We start from the raw sequence: 19,128 nt of genomic DNA on the forward strand, positions 1-19,128 counted from the left end.
CCTCACGCCCGGCGGGCGGGCAGACTGGCCTCGCCGGGCTCGGCGTAGGGAGCCACCAGCGCCGCCACGCAGTCGCGCAACGCCATCATCGACGACACGCTCATGACGATCAGGATGAAGCCGTGGATGCCGCGCTCCTTCATCATGAAATCGACGTGGAAGATCATCACCTGATCGGACGCCCCGTCCTCGTCGCCATAGGTCAGGATATCGGTGGCCGCACCGTAGATGACGCGCGGCAGCGACGTGGTGATGCGCTGGCGCAGCATGTTGGCGAGCGTGGACAGGCAGCTGTTGATCAGGATGTTGCCAATCTCGCTCAGCGCCTCCTGCTCCATCTCGATGATCTCATCCAGGTCGGCCATGTGCGGCAGCACGGCGCGCACCAGTTCCAGGCTGTTGGACACCGGGAACACCATGACGGCCGAGCCGGAGAAGGGACCCTTGAACTCCTCGCCGACGGCGACGAGCCGGTCGTCGGCGCTGGCGGTCAGCATCGCCGCGGCGGAAGCCCGCGGCACGACGCTCACCTTCGGCACGGTCAGCGACACGCCGCCGTGCACCATCTTGCTGAGTGTCACCGCTGCCTTGCTGACCGACACGTTGACCAGTTCGGTCAGGGCATCCGTTTCCAGTTCGCTGAGGGTTTCCAGCATGGCCGCGTCCCCTCCGCGCGCTCAGGCGCTGTGGGAGGAGTGCGCGGGCAGGGCGGCGGCGAAGCCGGCCAGCGCGTCGCGGGAATCCGGCTTTTCCAGGAATGCGGCGCCGAGCGCGCGGGTGCGCCCCAGCCCGTCCTCGCCGGGCTTGCTGTCGTCCACGACCTGGAAAGCCTGTTCCATGATTCGCCCCACCGTCCCCGACCAGTCCGTGCCACGAGGAAAGCGCGACACGCGCACGCTGAGCAGTCGGGACGTTTTTCCAATTCTTACGCGATGAAATAGTTATTTTGCGGGCATCGTCAACAAGATGACAGTCGTTAGTTCTTTTGGCTGGGTTTCATAGGCCGAAATTCCTGCCGTCTATTCGGCGGCGCGCTGATCCGCCTCGGCGCCGGTGCGGCGCTGCACCAGCAGGTTGGCAACCCAGCGCAAGACCTCTTCGCCGTTCTGGTTGACGGTGACGACGCGCATGCGCACCACGCCCTGGTCCGGCCGCTTGAGGGACGGGCGCACCTCCAGCACCTCGCTCTCGACGCTCAGCCTGTCGCCGGGCCGCACGGGACGCGGCCATTGCAGGCTTTCCACCCCCATGCCGATGGTGCCGCCGGCCAGCTTGTGCGGGCTGTCGACGATCATCCGCATGGTCAGCGCCGCGGTGTGCCAGCCGCTGGATGCCAGGCCGGCGAACAGCGTGTCCTTGGCGGCCTCCGGGTCGAGGTGGAAGGGCTGCGGGTCGAACTGCCCGGCGAAGGCGAGGATGTCCTGTTCGGACACCGTGGTGGAGCCACCGGGGAAACGGTCGCCCGGCTTCAGGTCGTCGAGGTAGAGCATGCGGCTGGGTCTCCTCGGAAGGAATGGACGAGACAGATCTGTCTCATTTCTTGCGATAATAGAGACAGGTCTGTATCATGTCAACCGGGCTTTTGGGCGGGGGGTGCCGTGGCAACGGACGAAGTGCGGCGGACGGCGCGCGAGCGCATCCTGGATACGGCGGGGGAGTTGTTCTACCGCGAGGGCATGCGCGCGGTCGGCGTCGACACGATCATCGCCCGCTCCGGCGTGGCGAAGATGAGCCTGTACCGGAATTTCGCCTCCAAGGACGACCTGATCTGCGCCTATCTGGAGGACACCGAGGGCCGGTTCTGGTCGTGGTGGGACGGTGTCTCTGCGCGCCACCCCGGCGACCCGCGGGCACAGTTGAAGGCGCTGTTCGCATCGCTGGGCAAGTGGACGGCGCATCCGAAGTTCCGCGGTTGCCCGTTCATCAACGCTAGCGTGGAGTTCCGCGACACCGACCATCCCGGCCGCGCCATCGCCGAGCGCCACGTCCGCGCCATGCGCGACCGCCTGCGCGGCTTGGCCGAGGCCGCTGGCGCCCGCGACCCCGAGGCGCTGGCCGGGCATCTGTTGCTGTTGATGCAGGGCGCCTACGCCGGTGGGCGGATGCTTGGCCCCGAGGGCGCCGACCGCGCCATCCCGGAGGCAGCGGCGGTGCTGATCGATGCGGCGTGCGGGAAGGTGCCTCAGGCCGCCCGGTAGGTCCCGGCGATCTTCGCGTCGATGTCGGGATTGTTGAGCATCAGTGCCTCGACGGCCAGCAGGAACGAGGTCTCCTCGACCTGCAAGTGGCGCTCCAGGCGCTCCAACAGGTCCCAGCCGAAATGGACGAAGGGGCCGTAGCTGTCCTCGTCGAAGCTGCCGTCGCGCAGCGCCAGCGCGCAATAGCGTTGCAGGCGCCGGCCGATGGGGCGCATGGCCTCGTGCTCGTTCAGCAGGTGCTGCACCAGTTCGTGCCCGCCGGAATCGGTGATCAGCGGGAACAGCACCTGCTCCTCGAAATCGAAATGCGTGGTCAGTTCGGTCTCAAGCTCGGTGTTGAGGTCGGCGACCAGAGCGCGCACTTCGTCGTCCAGCGCGGGGATGCCGCGGGTTTCGGCCTGTTCCAGATGCGCTTCCAGCCGGTTGAGGATGGCGGCGGTGCGGTCGTGATCCTGGTTGATCAGACGGCCGGTCTGGGAAATGGCCTGCATGGGGGACCCTCCTCGGTCCAAGTGGTCAGCGGCGGCGCAGGATCTGCCCGACCACCATGAAAAGCAAGCCGTGCGCCGCCATCCAGGCGGCCGCTGCCAGTGTGAACAGCAAACCCGGCAGCAGCCAGCCTGCCCCGACGCGCAGCACCGCTGCGACGCCGATCAGAGCCACTGCGGCCACCGCGGCGGGCGGGAAGTCCGGCGGGCAGGCCTCGCGCTGCAAGGTGACGCGCACCATCATGGCGCCGGCCAGGGTGCCCAGCGCCGCGGTGCCCAGCAGGTGCCAGCCGGCCCCGCCCGGCAGCGGCGCCAACCGCTCCACCCCCGCCGCGAGCCAGCCCAGGCCGAGCCACGCGGTGCCCAGGTGCAAGCTCCACAGATCGGCGCGGCCGAGCACCGCGGATGTCCGCCAGCGCGTCAGTCGCAGCCACGCCGCCAGAGCGATGGCGAACGCCCCCAGGGCGCCCAGGGCGGGCAGCCAGCCGGTGGCGACCGAGGCCGCCGCGGCGATGCCGCCGGCAATGCCGAACCATTCCACGCGCGGCTGCACCCGCTCCACCAGCAGGCCGCCCTGGCGGCGCACCTCCCCGGCGGTGGCGGCGGGGATGATGCGCCCGCCCATGGCGAACAGCAGCAGCCCGACGACGTGCAGCGCGAACAGCGCTCCGGTGCGCCCTCCGTCGCCGCCCGCCCAGTACAGCGCCTCGGCCACCGCGAAGGCGCCGACCAGCGGGCCGAACACGGCGTTGTGGCCGCTCTTGGCGGTGCGCAGGAACGGCCAGCCGCCGAGCGCGAACAGCACCAGCGGGTAGGCCAGCGTCGCCGGCACCGCCAGCGCGAAGGGCCAGCCGGCCAGCACCGCCACGCGGCCGAGCAGCCACGCGCCAACAGCCAGCGCCAGCCCGGCGCGCGATGGTTTGGTCAGCAGGAAACCGCCGACCACCGCCAGCGCGTAGCCCATGACCATCTCGTGCGCGTGCACGGCCGGAGTCCAACTGGCCGGCAGCAGCCCGGCGTAGGCCGCCGTCCAGTACGGCACCACCAGCGCCGCGTAGAGCAGCGCCAGCGGAAAGAAGACGCGATGGCCGCTTGGCCGGCGCCTGGGCGGAATGGCCTCGCTCATGCCCAGTGGGTCAGTTCCACCAGGGCGGGGTCGTCGGCGTAATCCAACAGGATGGCTTTGACGCGGCCCTGCCACAGCGCGCGGAAGCGCTCCGCGTCCTGCGCGGTGCCGGTGCCGTTCAGCACCGTCGGCAGCAGGTCGCGGGTCTCGGGCGAGGAGGGGACCACGGCGCCCTTGAAGCGCACCTGCACGCCAGCCCCGGTGTCGATCCGGCGCAGGCCCATGTCTCCTTCGATGGCGGCGGAGAAGAACAGACGGTCGCGGCGGTCGAACTGGCCGGCGATGCCCTTGAACCCGTCGTCGCCCGCGGCTCCGGTGAGCATCGCCGCCACCCGGCCCATGACGCCGGTGGCGCTGGTGGTCTCCGCCTCGCGGAAGAACACCTGGATGCCGCCGCGCTCGGGCAGGGTGCCGCCGTAGAGGTGGTTCAACGCCTTCACCGTCATCAGGTAGGCACCGGCCAGCGTCGGGCAGGAGTGCCCGGCCAAACGGACGGCGTCGGCGTAGCCGTACTCCAGCACGCCGTCCGCGCTGGCGCCGAGAAAGGCGCTGAGCGGGTCGCGGACGCGGATGCGCGGGGCCTGATCGTAGAAGGCGGGGAAGGTCATGGGGCACGGTCTCCGGTGGGTGAGGGGAAGGCCGCAGGCTAAACCCGGCCGCAGCGTTCCGGTTTGACCGCGGACAAACACCGGCGATTCGCACCCGATTCGTGGTGCGGCGCGAAGGTCTGCGGGAAGCCGCCCGTCCGAAGGGTGCCGTGCCCATTCCTTGTCCACAAAATGTCCCGCCACAACCGGAACAGATGGGCAAAACCGTCGCAGACGCCGAGCAAAGGGACCTTGTCTCTTGACTTGGGGCGGCGGCTCACTGAAAAAGCGAATTACTCCTATCGATCGAATAACATCGGATCGGACGCTTTTTAGTGAATATTCGCGGCACTCTCGCCCTGATGGGCACGAAAGAGCGTACGGCACGGTTTGCCTTTGGCGCTCTCCTGATGGTCGGCGCGAGTCTCGGTGGATGCGCCACGACGCCCGACTCCACGATGGCGAACCTCCCCTCGGCCGAAGCGCCGATCGATCCCAACGATCCCCTGGCCCGCTGGGTCCCGTACATGCGCGAGGCGTCGGCGCGCTTCGACGTGCCGGAACCGTGGATTCGCGCCGTCATGGTCCGCGAGAGCGGCGGCCGCGCCACCGTCCAGGGTCGCACCATCACCAGCTCGGCCGGCGCTCTCGGCCTGATGCAGGTGATGCCCGGCACCTACGAGCTGATGCGCAACCATTACAACCTCGGCCCCGATCCGGCCGACCCGCGCGACAACATCCTGGCCGGCACCGCGTATTTGCGGGAGATGTTCGACCTGTTCGGCTCGCCGGGCTTCCTGGCCGCCTACAACTGCGGCCCGAAGTGCTACGCGCAGCACCTCGCCGGCAAGCAGAAGCTGCCGCGCGAGACGCGGATGTACATCGCCGCGCTGACGCCCAAGGTGAAGGACGAGCCGCGCATCCCCTCGGCCTCCAGCAGCGCCACCGCGGTCGAGGTCGCCGTCCTGCCGCCGAAGCCCGAGCCGGCCGCCCAGGCCGCCGTCCAGCCGGCGGTCCAGGTGGCCCGCGTCGAGGAGCCGGTCCCGGCCCCGCCGCCGGTCATCGTCGCCGCCGCTCCCGAGCCGATCAAGGAAGCGCCCGTCAAGGAGCAGCCGAAGGCCAAGCCGGCGCCGGCCCCGGTGCTGGTCGCCCAGGTTCAGCCGATCCCGCAGCCCGTTCAGCCGGCCAAGGCGGCGAAGCCGAACATCCGCTACCAGATCGCCGAAGCGTTCCTGCAACCCGGCGTCGATCCCGACCGCGTGCAGATCCGCTTCGTCACCCAGCGCACCGACGGTTGCGGCAGCCTGAAGGGCAAGAACAGCGTCTGCGTCGCCCAGACCCCGATCGGTGCTCCGGCCCGGTTCTAACGGTGCGGTTTCTATAAGGTGCGGCTCCAAACGCCGCACCCCCTTGCCCATGGCGGTATGGCCGCCCTACCATGCGGTCAACCGCATGAGGGAAGGGAACCGCCGTGGACGAGACCGGTCTGGCCAAGCGCGCCGCCAATCATCAGCCGCTGACGCCGCTCGATTTTTTGCGCCGTTCGGCGCAGGTCTACCCGACGAAGACCGCGTGCATCTACGGCGCCCGGCGGCTCACCTACGCCGAGCTTGAGCAGCGCTCCCGCCGGCTGGCCAGCGCCCTGGAGCGGGCCGGCATCCGGCCGGGCGACGTGGTGTCGGTGCTGATCCCCAACACGCCCGCCATGCTGGAGGCGCACTTCGGCGTGCCCGGTTGCGGCGCCGTGCTGAACGCCATCAACACGCGCCTGGACGCGGCCACCGTCGCCTTCACCCTCGGCCATTGCGAGGCGAATCTGTTCATCGTCGATCGCGGTCTGGCGCCGGTGGCGAAGGCGGCGCTCGACGGCATGGCGAACCGCCCGCGCGTCGTCTGGATCGACGATCCGCACGCCCAGACCGTCGAGCCGGTCGGCGACACGGAATACGAGGACTTCCTCGCCACCGGCGACGCGGAGCGGCCGTTCACCTTCCCCGAGGATGAGTGGGCGTCCATTTCGCTGAACTACACCTCGGGCACCACCGGCAACCCCAAGGGCGTGGTCTATCACCACCGCGGCGCCCACCTGAACGCGCTCAGCAACGCGCTGACCTTCGGGCTCAACCCGCGCAGCGTCTATCTGTGGACGCTGCCGATGTTCCATTGCAACGGCTGGACCTACCCGTGGGCGGTGACGGCGGTGGGCGGCACGCACGTCTGCCTGCGCGCGGTCGACCCGGCCGAGATCTTCCGCCTGATCGCCGAGGAAAAGGTCACCCACCTCTGCGGCGCGCCGGTGGTGCTGACCATGCTGATCCACGCCCCCGACGCGGTGAAGCGCAGCTTCGGCCACGGCCCGGTGTGCGTCGCCACCGGCGGCGCCGCCCCGCCCAGCATGGTCATCGACCAGATGGAGCGCATGGGCTTCTCGGTGACGCACCTCTACGGCATGACGGAGTGCTACGGCCCGGCCAGCGTCTGCGCGTGGCAGGAGGCGTGGGACGCGCTGGACCTGGAGGAGCGTGCCGTGCTGATGGCCCGGCAGGGCGTCAACATGGTGACCATGGCCGAGCAGACCGTGCTCGACCCCACGACCGGCGAGCCGGTGCCGGCGGACGGCAAGACGCTGGGCGAACTGGCGCTGCGCGGCAACACGGTGATGAAGGGCTATCTGAAAAACCCAAAGGCCACCGAGGAGACGCTGCGCGACGGCTGGCTGCACACCGGCGATCTGGCGGTCATGCACCCGGACCGCTACGTGGAGATCAAGGACCGCTCCAAGGACATCATCATTTCCGGCGGCGAGAACATCGCGTCGCTGGAGGTCGAGGAGGTGCTGTACCGCCACCCCCACGTCATGGAAGCCGCCGTCGTCGCCCGCCCCGACGAGAAGTGGGGCGAGACGCCCTGCGCCTTCGTCACGCTGAAGCCGGGCTCCGAGGAACTGGTGACCGAGGCGGAGATCATCGCCTACTGCCAGCAGAACATGGCGCGCTACAAGGTGCCGCGGACCGTGGTGTTCGGCCCGCTGCCGAAGACCTCCACCGGCAAGATCCAGAAGTTCGTGCTCCGGGATCAGGCGAAGGTGATCGAGTAAACCCTTGACCCCGGCCGGATCTCTCCGGCCGGGGTCTGTGGTTTCAGGCGGGGCTTAGCGCTGGCGGCTAGCGTTGACGGACCAGGGCGCCCTGGCCGGCGAAGTTGCCGATGCCGGCGGCGAGGTTCTGCACGTTGGCGAAGTTCGCCGGGCCCAACAGGCCGCTGGAGCGCTGCATCACGGTCGCCCCCTGGACCGCATTGTTGCCGATGCCCGCCGCGGTGTTGCCGACCAGGGCCGTCGAGCCGCCGGAGAGCTGGCCCCTGCTCCGCTGCATGACCAGCGCGCTCTGGCTGGCCGAGTTGCCGATGCCGGCGGCGAGGTTCGACACGCCGGCGACGTTCGGCCCGCCACCACGCTGAAAGACGGTGGCGCCCTGGCTGGCGACGTTGCCGATGCCCGCGGCGGTGTTGGAGACGCTGGCGACGTTCTGCGCCATGGCGGGGGCGGCGAACAGCGTCAGGGCGGCGACGGCGAGCAGCGAACGACGGATCATGGGGTGGTCTCCTTGGGTTGGTGGGGCTCGTTCGCCCCGGTGCGTCTCGATGACCAGACCCTACCCAAGCCCGCCCGGCGCGGATGTGAGGCGGCCCACACTCGGCCGCGGTTTCTTCATCCGCTGAGAATCGCCGCCTCCACGAAGCCGATCACGCTGGCAGCGTAGCGCTCCGGCGTCACGCCGCGGCGGCGGTACTTGCCGCGCTTGACGTACCAGTCCTGCAACAACGGCTTCACCAGCGCCGCGGTCATCGCCACGTCCTCCATGCGGAACACGCCGCGCTCGGCGCCCTCGGCCAGCGTGTCGGCGATCAGCGCCTCGGTCGCCAGTTCGCTCTGCTGCGCTGCGTCACGGCCGGCCTGGGGGAAGGCCTTGGCCTCCATGTAAGCGAAGGCGAACCAGGGCTGCATCGCCTCGGTCAAATAGACGTGCGTCTCCAGAAGCCAGCGCAGCCGGGCGCGCGGATCGGCCGCGAGGTCCGCTGGCGGGCTGCCCAGCGTCTCCTCGACCGCTGTGGCGACGGTGCCGAGGATCATCATCAGCAGCGTCTCCTTGCTGTCGAAATAGGCGTACAGCGCCCCCATGCTGAGCCTGGAGCCCTCGGTCAGATCGCGCAGGGTCATGGAATGGAAGCCCTTGCGGTTCGCCATGCTCAGCGTCGCCTCGACGATGCGGGCGAGGTTGGCGACCGCCACGTGCGGCTTCTTGATGCGGACGATCTCGCGATGGCGCTCCAGCAGACGGGCGCACAGCCCTTCCATGGACAGATCGCGGCCGGACTGGAATTCCTTCAGCGTGCCCATACCGTCTCTCGTGTTGCGCAAAGCGTCGCGTGTGAATAATATAACGAGCGTTCGCTCGTTTTTTCCAGCGGAAACGGGCCAATACGGGAGGGAAGCGTGAGTTTCGAGGTGGACCTGACCGGCCGTGCCGCGCTGGTGACCGGCGCTTCCAGCGGCCTGGGGCGGCATTTCGCCGGTGTGCTGGCGCGCTCCGGCGCCAAGGTGGCGCTCGCCGCCCGCCGCATCGAAAGCCTGGAGCGCGTCTGCGAGGACATCGTGCGCGACGGCGGCGAGGCGGTCGCCGTGCCCATGGACGTGACCGACGCCGCCTCCGTCCGCGAAGCGGTGGCCGACGCCGCCGAGGGGCTGGGCGGGCTGGACATTCTGGTCAACAACGCCGGAACCACGCTGACCAAGCCGGTCCTCGACATCGAAGAGACGGAGTGGGACAGCGTTCTCGACACCAACCTCAAGGGCTGCTTCCTGGTCGCGCAGGAGTCGGCGCGCGCCATGAAGGAGCACGGGCGCGGCGGCTCCATCGTCAACGTGGCGTCGATTCTCGGGCTGCGCGTCGCCGGGCAGGTGGCACCGTACGTCGCCTCCAAGGCCGGGCTGATCCAGCTGACCAAGGCGATGGCGCTGGAGTTGGCCCGCCACCGCATCCGCGTCAACGCGCTGTGCCCCGGCTACATCGAGACCGATCTCAATCGCGACTTCTTCGCCACCGACGTGGGGCAAGCGCTGATCAAGCGCGTGCCGCAACGCCGGCTCGGCCAGCTTGAGGAGTTGGACGGGCCGTTGCTGCTGCTGTGCTCCGACGCCTCATCCTTCATGACCGGTTCGGTGCTCGCCGCGGATGGTGGGCATCTCGTCAGTTCGCTCTAAACGGAGACGACTTCCATGGACTTCGCCCTGTCGCCCGAGATCGAGGACTACCGCCGCCGCGTGCGCGCCTTCGTGGAGGCGGAAATCCTCCCCGTCGAGGCCGACCGCGCCAACTGGGACGAGCACGAGATGATTGCCCAGCCGGCGCTGGAAGCACTGCGCGCCAAGGCGAAGGCGGCCGGGCTGTGGGCGCTCCAGATGCCCAGGGAGAGGGGCGGGCAGGGGCTGCCGGTGGTCGGCATGGCGGCGTGCTACGAGGAGATGAACCGCTCGATCTTCGGGCCGGTGTGTTTCAACTCGTCGGCGCCGGATGACGGCAACATGATGGTGCTCAACAAGGTCGGCACCGAGGCGCAGAAGGAGCGCTGGCTGCAGCCGATCATCGACGGCAAGGTTCGCTCCGCCTTCGCCATGACCGAGCCGGCGCCGGGCGGCGGCTCCGACCCTTCGATGATGCTGACCACGGCCGAGCGCAAGGGCGAGCGCTGGGTGGTCAACGGGCGCAAGTGGTTCATCACCGGCGCCGAGGGCGCGCAGCACTTCATCCTCATCGCCCGCACCTCCAACGACACGCGCAAGGGGCTGACCGCCTTCCTGTTCGACAAGGACCAGCCCGGCTGGGAGTTGGTGCGCCGCATCCCGATCATGGGGCCGGAGGAGCACGGCGGCCATTGCGAACTGGCCTTCGACGGGCTGGAGATCCCCGACGACCAAGTGTTGATGAACGTCGGCGACGGGCTGAAGGTGACGCAGATCCGCCTGGGCACGGCGCGGCTGACGCACTGCATGCGCTGGACCGGGCTCGCCAAGCGCTGCCTGGAGATCGCCGGGGCGTACGTCAAGGAACGCGAGAGCTTCGGCATGACGCTGGCCCAGCACGAGGGCGTGCAGTGGATGCTGGGCGAGGCGGCCATGCAGATCGAACTGGGGCGCCTGATGGTGATGAAGGCGGCCTGGACGCTGGATCAGGGCGGGTTCGCCAAGAAGGAGCTGTCCATGGCCAAGGTGCTGATGGCCGACACGCTGTTCAAGGCGGCGGATACGGCGATCCAGCTGTGCGGCGCCAAGGGCTATTCCAAGGACACCGTGCTGGAGTGGATCTACCGCTACGCCCGCCAGGGCAAGCTGGTGGACGGCGCCTCGGAGGTCCACAAGATGGTGCTGAGCGGCTTCTACCTGAAGGAAGGCGACGGGTTCTGGAGTTGGGGATGAGCATGGGCGGGCTGATCAACGACGAAACGCGGCCCCGCCTTGAGGCGTGGCTGGCGGAAAAGCTCGGCACCTCCAGCGTCGCCGTCGAGGAGGTGAGCCGGCTGAGCGGCGGCGCCATTTCCGAAAATCTGGCGCTGACGCTGGTGGTGGATGGCGAGCGCCACGCCATGGTGTTGCGCGCCGCCCCGCCCATGGAGGTCTCGGCCAGCCTGAACAAGGCGCAGGAGTTCGCCGTGCTGCGCGCCGCCTTCGCCGCCGGGGTTGCCGCGCCCGAGCCCATCGTCGCCTGCGACGATACGGGGCTGCTCGGCCGGGCGTTCTACGTCATGCGCCGGGCGGACGGCATCGCTGCCGGCTTCCGCGTCGTGAAGTCCGATGAACCGCAACGCGACCTTGCCCGCGAACTGGGCCACGAGTTGGGCAAGCTGCACCATGTGCGGCCGGGCGCTGAAGGGCTGGACTTCCTGCCTCTGCCCGAACGCAGCCCGGCGCTGGACGCCGCGCGGCAGTACCGGGAGTGGGCCGGCGAATTGGCCGAGCGCGACCCGGTGCTCGCCTACGGGCTGCGCTGGCTGGAGGTCAACGCGCCGCCGTCCGGTGACGTGGTGCTCTGCCATCGCGACTACCGCACCGGCAACTATCTGGTGAAGGATGGCCGGCTGACGGCGATCCTCGACTGGGAGTTCGCGGGCTGGTCCGACCCCATGGAGGATCTCGGCTGGTTCTGCGCGCGGTCCTGGCGCTTCGGCCGGTTCGAGCGCGAGGCCGGCGGCATCGCCGACCGCGCCGACCTCTACGCCGGCTACGAGGAAACCGCCGGCCGCCGGGTGGACGCCGCGAGCGTGGCGTATTGGGAGGCGTCCGCATACCTGCGCTGGGCCGCCATCGCCATCCAGCAGGGCCGCCGGCACACCTCCGGCACCGAGCCGTCGCTGGAATTGGCGTTGACTGGCCGTATGCTGCCGGAAATCGAGCATGACTTGCTGCTGCACTTGGATGCTGTCGAGAAGTAACCCTCTCCCGCCCTGGGAGAGGGTGGCGCCGCAGGCGCCGGGTGAGGGTAAAGGCAAGGATCCTTGGATTCACCCTCACCCTCCCGCCCTACGGGCGAGCCCCTCCCTCTCCCCGGAGGGGAGAGGGAAAAGAAGGAGAACCGCATGACCATCGACCAGCCCGACGCCGCCGGCCTCATTGCCATCGCGCTGAAGACATTCCGCGACGTGGTGCTGCCCGCCGTGCCGGCGGAGCAGCGCTTCCCGGCGCTGATGATCGCCAACGCGCTGTCCATTGCCGAGCGCGAGCTGAAGGGCGGTGCCGACGCGACGGACTCCCTGAAGCGCCTGCTGGGCGAGGACGGCGACGCCGACACGCTGTCGCGCCGCCTGTGCGCCGCGATAGCCGAGGGTCGCTTCGACGACCGGCCGGACCTGCGCCCGGTCCTGTGGGAGATCGCCCGCGCCCGCCTCGCCGTGTCCAACCCCAAGTACCTGCAATGATGAGCACGTCGCGCCGCCGGATCGTGCTGATGCGGCATGGGCACGTGTCCTATTACGACGCCGCCGGCCAGCCGCTGAACCCCAAGCTGGCGCCGCTCACCGACGAGGGCCGCGCCCAGATCCGCGCCGCGGCGGGCGCGCTCAAGGGCGTGCCGTTCGACCGCATCGTCTGCTCCGGCCTGCCGCGCACCCGCGAAACGGCTGAGATCGTCGCCGAAGGCCGCGGCCTTCCCGTTGAGGACGATCCCGGCTTCCTGGAGATCCGCGCCGGCCGCTACCGCCTGATCCCCAAGGAGGAGCGCACCTCCGCCTATCTCTACGGCTTCGACAACGCGCACCTGCCCGGCGCCCGTTTCGCCGGTGGCGACGTCATCGCCGAGGTTCAGGCGCGCGTCGTCGGCGCGCTGGAGCGGCTGTTGTTGGAACCGGGCTGGACGCACCTGCTGCTGGCCGGGCACGACGGGGTGAACCGGCTGCTGCTGTCGTGGGCGTGCGGGGCCGGGCTGGCGGCGGTGGGGGCGTTCGATCAGGACTACGGCGCGTTCAACGTGCTGGATTTCGACGTGGCGGACGGCCGCGTCAGCCGCCGCTTCCTCAAGGCGGTGAACGTGACGCCGGACAACCTCGCCAAGACCGGCAGCTATGACACCAGCATGGAGCAGGTCTTCCGCCCGTTGCTGGCGCTGGACTGACTCGCCGCGCGCCGTCACAGTCCCCATCGCACAGGTTGAGGTGGAGCACGTGGTGGTGGAGAGCGGGGAGGGCGCGTTCCTGGAGGCCGGGACACCGGTGTTTCGCCGCGCGCGGGTCAGCCTGTTCGTCGCCGGCTTCGCGACTTTCGCCACGCTGTATTGCGTGCAGCCGCTTATGCCCGAGTTCGCCCGCGCCTTCGCCGTCAGCCCGGCGCAGTCCGCCCTGGCGCTGTCGCTGCCCACCGGGTTCCTGGCGTTCTCCATGCTGGTGGCCGGCGCCGTGTCGGACCGGTTCGGGCGCAAGCCGGTGATGGTCGCGTCGCTGCTGGCGTCCGGCGTGTTGGGCGTGCTCGGCGCGCTGACGCCGGACTGGTCGTGGCTGCTGGCGGTGCGGGCGCTGGAGGGCGTGGCGCTGTCCGGCCTGCCCGCCGTCGCCATGGCCTACATCGGCGAGGAGGTCGAGCCGCGCTCGGTCGGGCTCGCCATGGGGCTGTACATCGGCGGCACGGCGCTGGGCGGCATGTCCGGGCGCGTGCTGACCGCGGTGGTCGCGGATCTGGCGAACTGGCGCGTCGCCATGGCGGTGATCGGGCTGCTCGGATTGGTCGCGGCGGGCTGGCTGTGGGCGGGGCTGCCGGCCTCGAAGCATTTCGTGCGGCGGAGTGCCGGCCTGCGCGACCTCGGCCGGGCCTGGCGGGGGCACCTCGCCGATCCCGGCCTGCGCGGGCTGTTCGCCATGGGCTTCCTACTCATGGGCGCCTTCGTCACGGTCTACAATTATGCGGGATTCCGGCTGGCGGCACCGCCGTTCGACCTGCGGCCGGCGCTGGTCGGGGCGATCTTCCTGGTCTATGTGGCCGGCGCGGTCGGGTCGCCGTGGTTCGGCGTGCGGGCGGCCCGGCACGGCAGCGGCCCGGTGCTGCTGGCGGCGGTGCTGCTGACGCTGGCGGGATTGGCGCTGATGCTGCCGGACTCGCTGGTGGCGGTGATTGCCGGGCTGACGCTGTTCACCATGGCCTTCTTCGGCGCTCACACCATCGCCAGCGGCTGGATCGGCCAGCGTGCCCGCATGGCGCGCGCCCAGGCCTCGGCCATCTACCTGTTCTGCTACTACATGGGCTCGACCATCGTCGGCTACGTCGGCGGGCTGTTCTGGACGGAACTGGGCTGGGGCGGCGTGGCGGGGCTGGTCGGGCTGCTGATGATGGTCGCGGTGTTGATCGCGTTGCGGTTGCATCGTTTGCATAGGGCGGGCATTCTGCCGGGGGATCACAAGGAAACGGACGCATGACCAGCCTCGCCGTCTATTGGGACACCGATCCCGTCACGCCCGAGTTGGAGGCCCATGACTATCTGATGGTCGCGTCGCACCTCGCGCAGGCCGGCGTGCTGTTCGAGCGCTGGGACGCCGCGGCGGCGCTGCCGACGGACGCCGACGAGGCGGCCGTGACCGCGGCCTACGCCCCGGCGATCGAGCGGCTGCAACTGCACCGTCACTTCCAGTGCACGGATGTGGTGCGGGTGGCGCCCGATACGCCGGGCGTGGAGGATCTGCGCACCCGGTTCATGTCGGAGCACACCCACACCGAGGACGAGGCGCGCTTCTTCGTCGCCGGTTCGGGCTGCTTCCTGCTGCACATCGGGCGCAAGGTGTACCGGGTGGAATGCGAGCGCGGCGACCTGATCAGCGTGCCGGCCGGAACCCGGCACTGGTTCGACATGGGATCGCAGCCGTCCTTCACGGCCATCCGCTTCTTCACCCGCCCGAACGGCTGGGTGGCCACCTACACCGGCGCGTCCATCGCCGAACGGTTCCCCCCTTACGTGCCCTGAGCCTTGGGGTGCGGCGATTTGTGCTAAGCGGAAACGGCAAGAGGTGTTGATACGAATTATTACAAACGTTAGAAATATTTGAAGAGAGAAACGCGTGCGCCGGCTCCCTTCATGGTGGTGGCGCTGGACATACCGAGGTGAGCATGGCGCCGACAGGTCTCGCGGTCGCGGAATCCGGAAACGGCTTCATCGACGGCACCCACACGGCCCTGCTGCGCCGCATCAGCGAGATCCGCGAGCTGTGCGCCGATGGTATCCCGCGTGAGCGGGTGGTTCCCTGTTTCGACGCCTTCGTCGACGAAATGACCGTTCACTTCGGCCACGAGGAAATGATCCTGCGCGCCTGCGGCTTCTCCGGTTGGGAGGAGCACGCCGAGCAGCATCAGGCGCTGGGCCGTCAGGTCAGCCGGCTGGTGGACTACCTGCGTGAGTGCGACGTCTCGCACGATTTCCTGTGCACGGTGGCGGGCACGCTCGACAGCGCGTTGTCCCAGCACGAGATCAAGCACGACGGCGCCTACGCCAGCCTGCTGCGCGCCGCCCCCGCCCCGGCGCCCGGCGCCGACCTGATCGGCTGGAGCAGCGGCTTCGAGACCGGCGTCGAACCCATCGACGCCCAACACCGCGAACTGGCCAGCCTCATCAACGAACTGCACCGTCTGGCCATCGGCGTGCATGATCGGGCGGACGCGCTGGCGCTGCTGGATCGTGTGGGCCTGCACGTGCGGGCGCACTTCGAGGCGGAGGAGCGGGTGATGCGCGCCGCCTCGCCGACGCGTTGCCTCAGCCACGCCGCCAGCCACAAGCTGATGGAAGGGCAGTTCCTCGCCATGCGCGATCAGGTCGTCGCCGGGGTGATCGAACTGGAGGTCGCGGTGCGCGACTTTCTGCGTTTCTGGCTGATGGACCACATCCTGGTCTGCGACCGCCCGCACTTCCTGGTGATGGGGCTGGTCCGCCCGCCGGCGCTGGCGTAAGCGCACGTTCCGCTGTCGGAAAACTGTCGTAGGCCGTTGATCGGCAAGGTGTTTTTCGGCCTTGCACGGGGTGGGGCCGGCGTCACCAAAATATCACTTGAATCGCCGGCTGTTCGGCGTATTTCGTAGGGCACGACGCACTCGCACGTGCCTATGGCCCACTGTGGTTATGCAACGACGTACCGCGTCCTTTTTGGCAGAGCCGGTCATCAGTGGGCCGGTCCCGAGAGGGAGCACAGTATGTTGTCCAGTCGCCACGGCAGGGCCCTCAGACGGTAAGCCCCAGCCGGACATCGACGCCGTGAAAACCCGGAGCTGTTGAGCCCGGGCCTGCGCACGACTCCGACTGAATCCGTCACCTTCCGACAATCTTGATCTGGTCTGCGGCTGTGAAACGCCGCGCTGGACCGCTGTCTGCTCGCGTGCCCCCAAGAGGGCCGCGGACAAGGAGTGCGCCATGGGCTTCATCCGTCCCCGTTCCGCCGTCACGCCGCTGCGCCGCGGCCTGTCCTCCGCCACGCCCGCGGGGCATCGCCCGTCGGTCTCCCAGGCCGTTGCCCTGCACCGGCCCGAGGACCCCATGCACTGCATCCGCCCCGGCGTGCTGGCCGAGACGGCGCGCCGCTTCGTCGCCGCCTTCGGCGAGGCCACCGCTGGCGACGTTCTGTACGCCGTGAAGTGCAACCCCGAGCCGGCGGTGCTGCGCGCGCTGTGGGACGGCGGGGTGCGCCACTTCGACGTGGCGTCGCTGGGCGAGGTGCGTCTGGTCCGCCAGATGTTCCCCGGTGCCGAGTTGCACTACATGCACCCGGTCAAGGGCCGGCAGGCGATCCGGCAGGCGTACCATCAGTACGGCGTGCGCGACTTCGTCCTCGACTCCATGGACGAACTGCAAAAGCTCATGCAGGAGACGGACGACGCCGCCGACCTCGGCCTCGTCGTGCGGCTGGCGCTGCCGAAGGGCAACGCGGTCTACGATTTGTCCGGCAAGTTCGGCGCCCTGGCGGAGGACGCGGTCAAGCTGTTGCGCGCCGTGCGCGCTGTGGCGCCCCGGATCGGCGTGAGCTTCCATGTCGGTTCGCAGATGCTCGACCCCGGCGCCTACGAGCGCGCGCTGGCGCTTGCCGGCCGGGTCATTGCCGAGTCCGGCGTGGTGATCGACGTGCTTGACGTGGGCGGCGGCTTCCCGGTGTCCTACCCGGACGTCACCCCGCCGCCGCTCGACGACTTCATGGCGGCCATCGCCCGCGGAATCGCCACGCTCGACCTGCCGGCGCACTGCCGCGTCTGGTGCGAGCCGGGGCGTGCCCTGGTGGCGGGCGGCGTGTCGGTGGTGGTGCAGGTGGCGAAGCGCCGCGGGGATGAGCTGTTCATCAACGACGGCGTGTACGGCAGCCTGTCCGACGCGGGTCCAACCGGCTTTCGCTATCCGGTGCGGCGGATCCGTCCGTTCGAGGCGGAAAGCGAGACGGAGCTTGCGCCGTTCGCCTTCTACGGGCCGACCTGCGACAGCGCCGACCGCATGAAGGGGCCGTTCCTGCTGCCCGCCGACATGCGCGAGGGCGACTGGATCGAGGTCGGCCAGTTGGGTGCCTACGGTGCCTGCTTGCGCACGGCGTTCAACGGTTTCGACCAGGCGCGTCTGGTGGAAGTCGCCGACCGCCCGCTGCTGGAAACGCCCGGACATCGCTTGCCGGCACGTGCGGCGTGAGCAAATTTTTGCAATCGCGAAAATATCGAGTATAGAACCCCCGCGCACCTCCCACCGTCCGGTGGGGGGAACGGCCGATGTGGCCATTCGTGGATCTTAGACCTGGGGGACCCACCCATGACCCGGAACACCAAACACTGCGACTTTACCGGTCGTATGGTCATCGTCGGCTTCGGCTCGATCGGCCAGGGCGTTCTGCCGCTCATCTTCCGCCACATCGGCATCAAGGCCGAGCAGATCACCATCGTCACCGCCGAGGAGCGCGGGCACGATGAAGCGAACGAATACGGCGTTCGCTTCCTCAACCTGCCGCTCACCAAGGACAACTTCGTCCAGGTGCTGACGCCGATGCTCGGCAAGGGCGACTTCCTGGTCAATTTGTCGGTGGACGTGTCGTCCATCGCGCTGGTCGAGTTCTGCCACGAGGTGGGCGCGTTCTACCTCGACACCTGCATCGAGCCCTGGCCCGGCGGCTACACCGACCCGAACCTGACCCCCAGCCTGCGCTCCAACTACGCTCTGCGTGAGTCGGCGCTCGGCCACAAGGTGAAGTATGCCGGCGGTCCGACGGCGGTGCTGACGCACGGCGCCAACCCCGGTCTGGTGTCGCACTTCATCAAGCAGGCGCTGCTGGACATCGCCCGCGACACCGGCGTGAAAGCCGACGTGCCGAAGGATCGCGCCGGCTGGGCCAATCTGGCCGCCGAGTTGGGCGTCAAGGTCATCCACGTCGCCGAGCGCGACACCCAGGTCGCCAACCAGCCGAAGAAGGTGGGCGAGTTCGTCAACACCTGGTCCATCGACGGCTTCGTGTCCGAGGGCTGCCAGCCGGCCGAACTGGGCTGGGGCAGCCACGAGAAGGCACTGCCGGCCGATGGCCGCCGCCATGAGTTCGGCTCGGACGCCGCCATCTACCTGCTGCGCCCCGGCGCCAGCACCCGCGTGCGCACCTGGACGCCGCTGGAAGGGCCGTTCCACGGCTTCCTGATCACCCACAGCGAGGCGATCTCGACCGCCGACTACTACACGGTCAAGCAGGGCGATAAGGTGATCTACCGCCCGACCGTGCACTACGCCTACCACCCCTGCGACGATGCGGTGAAGTCGGTGCACGAACTGGCCGGCAAGAACTGGCGCATGCAGCCGAGCAAGCGCCTGATGATGGACGAGATCGTCAGCGGCATCGACGAACTGGGCGTGCTGCTGATGGGCCACAAGAAGGGCGCCTATTGGTACGGCTCGCGCCTGTCCATCGAGGAGACGCGCGAGATCATCCCGTACAACAACGCCACCTCGTTGCAGGTGACCGTGGCGGTGCTGGCCGGCATCGTCTGGGCCATCGAGAACCCGACCGCCGGTGTGGTCGAGCCGGAGGAACTGGATTTCCAGCGCGTGCTGGAGGTCTGCTCCCCGTACCTCGGCAAGGTTGTCGGCGCATACGGCGACTGGACCCCGCTGGAGGATCGCGGAGTCCTGTTCCCGGAGGATGTGGACACCGACTGCCCCTGGCAGTTCAAGAACTTCCGGGTGGTGTAAGCGGCACGT

21 protein-coding genes are annotated in these 19,128 nt (G+C 69.0%); 13 read left to right on the plus strand and 8 right to left on the minus strand.

Annotated elements, in window-relative coordinates:
• Positions 1 to 2 precede the first annotated feature (2 nt).
• From ACSVDD_RS00445 to ACSVDD_RS00455, 3 genes are all read right to left on the minus strand, one after another.
• Positions 3 to 656, minus strand: a complete 654-nt coding sequence (locus tag ACSVDD_RS00445) for a chemotaxis protein CheC (RefSeq protein ID WP_448187312.1) — start codon at positions 654 to 656, stop codon at positions 3 to 5.
• Positions 657 to 677: 21 nt separating this feature from the next.
• Positions 678 to 839, minus strand: coding sequence for a hypothetical protein (locus ACSVDD_RS00450; protein WP_448187313.1), 162 nt, complete (start codon positions 837 to 839; stop codon positions 678 to 680).
• Between the two features lie 180 nt (positions 840 to 1,019).
• Positions 1,020 to 1,490, minus strand: a complete 471-nt coding sequence (locus tag ACSVDD_RS00455) for a MaoC family dehydratase (RefSeq protein WP_448187314.1) — start codon at positions 1,488 to 1,490, stop codon at positions 1,020 to 1,022.
• A 108-nt stretch (positions 1,491 to 1,598) separates the two neighbouring features.
• On the opposite strand from ACSVDD_RS00455, the gene ACSVDD_RS00460 reads away from it, so the two are divergent.
• Positions 1,599 to 2,198, plus strand: a complete 600-nt coding sequence (locus ACSVDD_RS00460) for a TetR/AcrR family transcriptional regulator (protein ID WP_448187315.1) — start codon at positions 1,599 to 1,601, stop codon at positions 2,196 to 2,198.
• Here the strand turns inward: ACSVDD_RS00460 and ACSVDD_RS00465 are convergent.
• Genes ACSVDD_RS00465 through ACSVDD_RS00475 form a run of 3 tightly spaced genes read right to left on the minus strand, consistent with a single transcriptional unit; the run spans position 2,183 to position 4,420 of the window.
• Positions 2,183 to 2,689 carry a hemerythrin domain-containing protein gene (locus ACSVDD_RS00465; protein ID WP_448187316.1) on the minus strand — a complete coding sequence of 169 codons (507 nt, stop codon included), beginning with the start codon at positions 2,687 to 2,689 and terminating at the stop codon, positions 2,183 to 2,185. The two genes, ACSVDD_RS00460 and ACSVDD_RS00465, sit on opposite strands and share 16 nt — an antisense overlap.
• Positions 2,690 to 2,714: 25 nt before the next feature.
• Positions 2,715 to 3,812, minus strand: coding sequence for an NnrS family protein (locus ACSVDD_RS00470; protein WP_448187317.1), 1,098 nt, complete (start codon positions 3,810 to 3,812; stop codon positions 2,715 to 2,717).
• Entirely contained in the window at positions 3,809 to 4,420 is a 612-nt protein-coding gene (locus ACSVDD_RS00475) for an FmdE family protein (protein ID WP_448187318.1), read from the minus strand. The genes ACSVDD_RS00470 and ACSVDD_RS00475 overlap by 4 nt, the downstream gene beginning before the upstream one ends.
• A gap of 437 nt (positions 4,421 to 4,857) precedes the next feature.
• On the opposite strand from ACSVDD_RS00475, the gene ACSVDD_RS00480 reads away from it, so the two are divergent.
• Complete coding sequence (locus ACSVDD_RS00480) at positions 4,858 to 5,766, plus strand: lytic transglycosylase domain-containing protein (protein ID WP_448187319.1); 909 nt, start codon at positions 4,858 to 4,860, stop codon at positions 5,764 to 5,766.
• 104 nt (positions 5,767 to 5,870) lie between these two features.
• Entirely contained in the window at positions 5,871 to 7,496 is a 1,626-nt protein-coding gene (locus tag ACSVDD_RS00485) for an acyl-CoA synthetase (protein WP_448187320.1), read from the plus strand.
• A gap of 67 nt (positions 7,497 to 7,563) precedes the next feature.
• Here the strand turns inward: ACSVDD_RS00485 and ACSVDD_RS00490 are convergent, their stop codons facing one another.
• Positions 7,564 to 7,992 (minus strand): hypothetical protein, encoded by a 429-nt coding sequence (locus ACSVDD_RS00490; protein WP_448187321.1) that lies wholly within the window; start codon positions 7,990 to 7,992, stop codon positions 7,564 to 7,566.
• Between the two features lie 116 nt (positions 7,993 to 8,108).
• Positions 8,109 to 8,798, minus strand: a complete 690-nt coding sequence (locus ACSVDD_RS00495) for a TetR/AcrR family transcriptional regulator (protein WP_448187322.1) — start codon at positions 8,796 to 8,798, stop codon at positions 8,109 to 8,111.
• A 96-nt stretch (positions 8,799 to 8,894) separates the two neighbouring features.
• Here ACSVDD_RS00495 and ACSVDD_RS00500 point away from each other — a divergent pair, with 96 nt between their 5' ends.
• The 10 genes from ACSVDD_RS00500 to ACSVDD_RS00545 all read left to right on the plus strand — a co-directional run bounded on the left by ACSVDD_RS00500 (position 8,895) and on the right by ACSVDD_RS00545 (position 19,119).
• Positions 8,895 to 9,662: an SDR family NAD(P)-dependent oxidoreductase gene (locus ACSVDD_RS00500; RefSeq protein WP_448187323.1), complete on the plus strand. Its 768-nt coding sequence runs from the start codon at positions 8,895 to 8,897 to the stop codon at positions 9,660 to 9,662.
• A gap of 15 nt (positions 9,663 to 9,677) precedes the next feature.
• Positions 9,678 to 10,874 carry an acyl-CoA dehydrogenase family protein gene (locus tag ACSVDD_RS00505; RefSeq protein ID WP_448187324.1) on the plus strand — a complete coding sequence of 399 codons (1,197 nt, stop codon included), beginning with the start codon at positions 9,678 to 9,680 and terminating at the stop codon, positions 10,872 to 10,874.
• Entirely contained in the window at positions 10,871 to 11,887 is a 1,017-nt protein-coding gene (locus ACSVDD_RS00510) for a phosphotransferase family protein (protein ID WP_448187325.1), read from the plus strand. Before ACSVDD_RS00505 ends, ACSVDD_RS00510 begins: the two co-directional genes overlap by 4 nt.
• Positions 11,888 to 12,031: 144 nt before the next feature.
• The gene (locus tag ACSVDD_RS00515) at positions 12,032 to 12,370 is read left to right on the plus strand and encodes a DUF6285 domain-containing protein (RefSeq protein WP_448187326.1); all 339 of its coding nucleotides are present in this window, start codon (positions 12,032 to 12,034) and stop codon (positions 12,368 to 12,370) included.
• Complete coding sequence (locus ACSVDD_RS00520) at positions 12,370 to 13,062, plus strand: histidine phosphatase family protein (RefSeq protein ID WP_448187327.1); 693 nt, start codon at positions 12,370 to 12,372, stop codon at positions 13,060 to 13,062. Before ACSVDD_RS00515 ends, ACSVDD_RS00520 begins: the two co-directional genes overlap by 1 nt.
• Positions 13,063 to 13,114: 52 nt before the next feature.
• Positions 13,115 to 14,353, plus strand: coding sequence for an MFS transporter (locus ACSVDD_RS00525; RefSeq protein WP_448187328.1), 1,239 nt, complete (start codon positions 13,115 to 13,117; stop codon positions 14,351 to 14,353).
• On the plus strand, positions 14,350 to 14,895 hold the full coding sequence (locus ACSVDD_RS00530; RefSeq protein ID WP_448187329.1) for a 1,2-dihydroxy-3-keto-5-methylthiopentene dioxygenase: 546 nt from the start codon (positions 14,350 to 14,352) through the stop codon (positions 14,893 to 14,895). The genes ACSVDD_RS00525 and ACSVDD_RS00530 overlap by 4 nt, the downstream gene beginning before the upstream one ends.
• 143 nt (positions 14,896 to 15,038) lie before the next feature.
• On the plus strand, positions 15,039 to 15,872 hold the full coding sequence (locus ACSVDD_RS00535; RefSeq protein ID WP_448187330.1) for a bacteriohemerythrin: 834 nt from the start codon (positions 15,039 to 15,041) through the stop codon (positions 15,870 to 15,872).
• A 457-nt stretch (positions 15,873 to 16,329) separates the two neighbouring features.
• Positions 16,330 to 17,583, plus strand: coding sequence for a type III PLP-dependent enzyme (locus ACSVDD_RS00540; RefSeq protein ID WP_448187331.1), 1,254 nt, complete (start codon positions 16,330 to 16,332; stop codon positions 17,581 to 17,583).
• 117 nt (positions 17,584 to 17,700) lie between these two features.
• Complete coding sequence (locus ACSVDD_RS00545; RefSeq protein ID WP_448187332.1) at positions 17,701 to 19,119, plus strand: homospermidine synthase; 1,419 nt, start codon at positions 17,701 to 17,703, stop codon at positions 19,117 to 19,119.
• The last annotated feature ends 9 nt before the right edge of the window (positions 19,120 to 19,128 follow it).

This window comes from Azospirillum terrae, assembly GCF_053470425.1.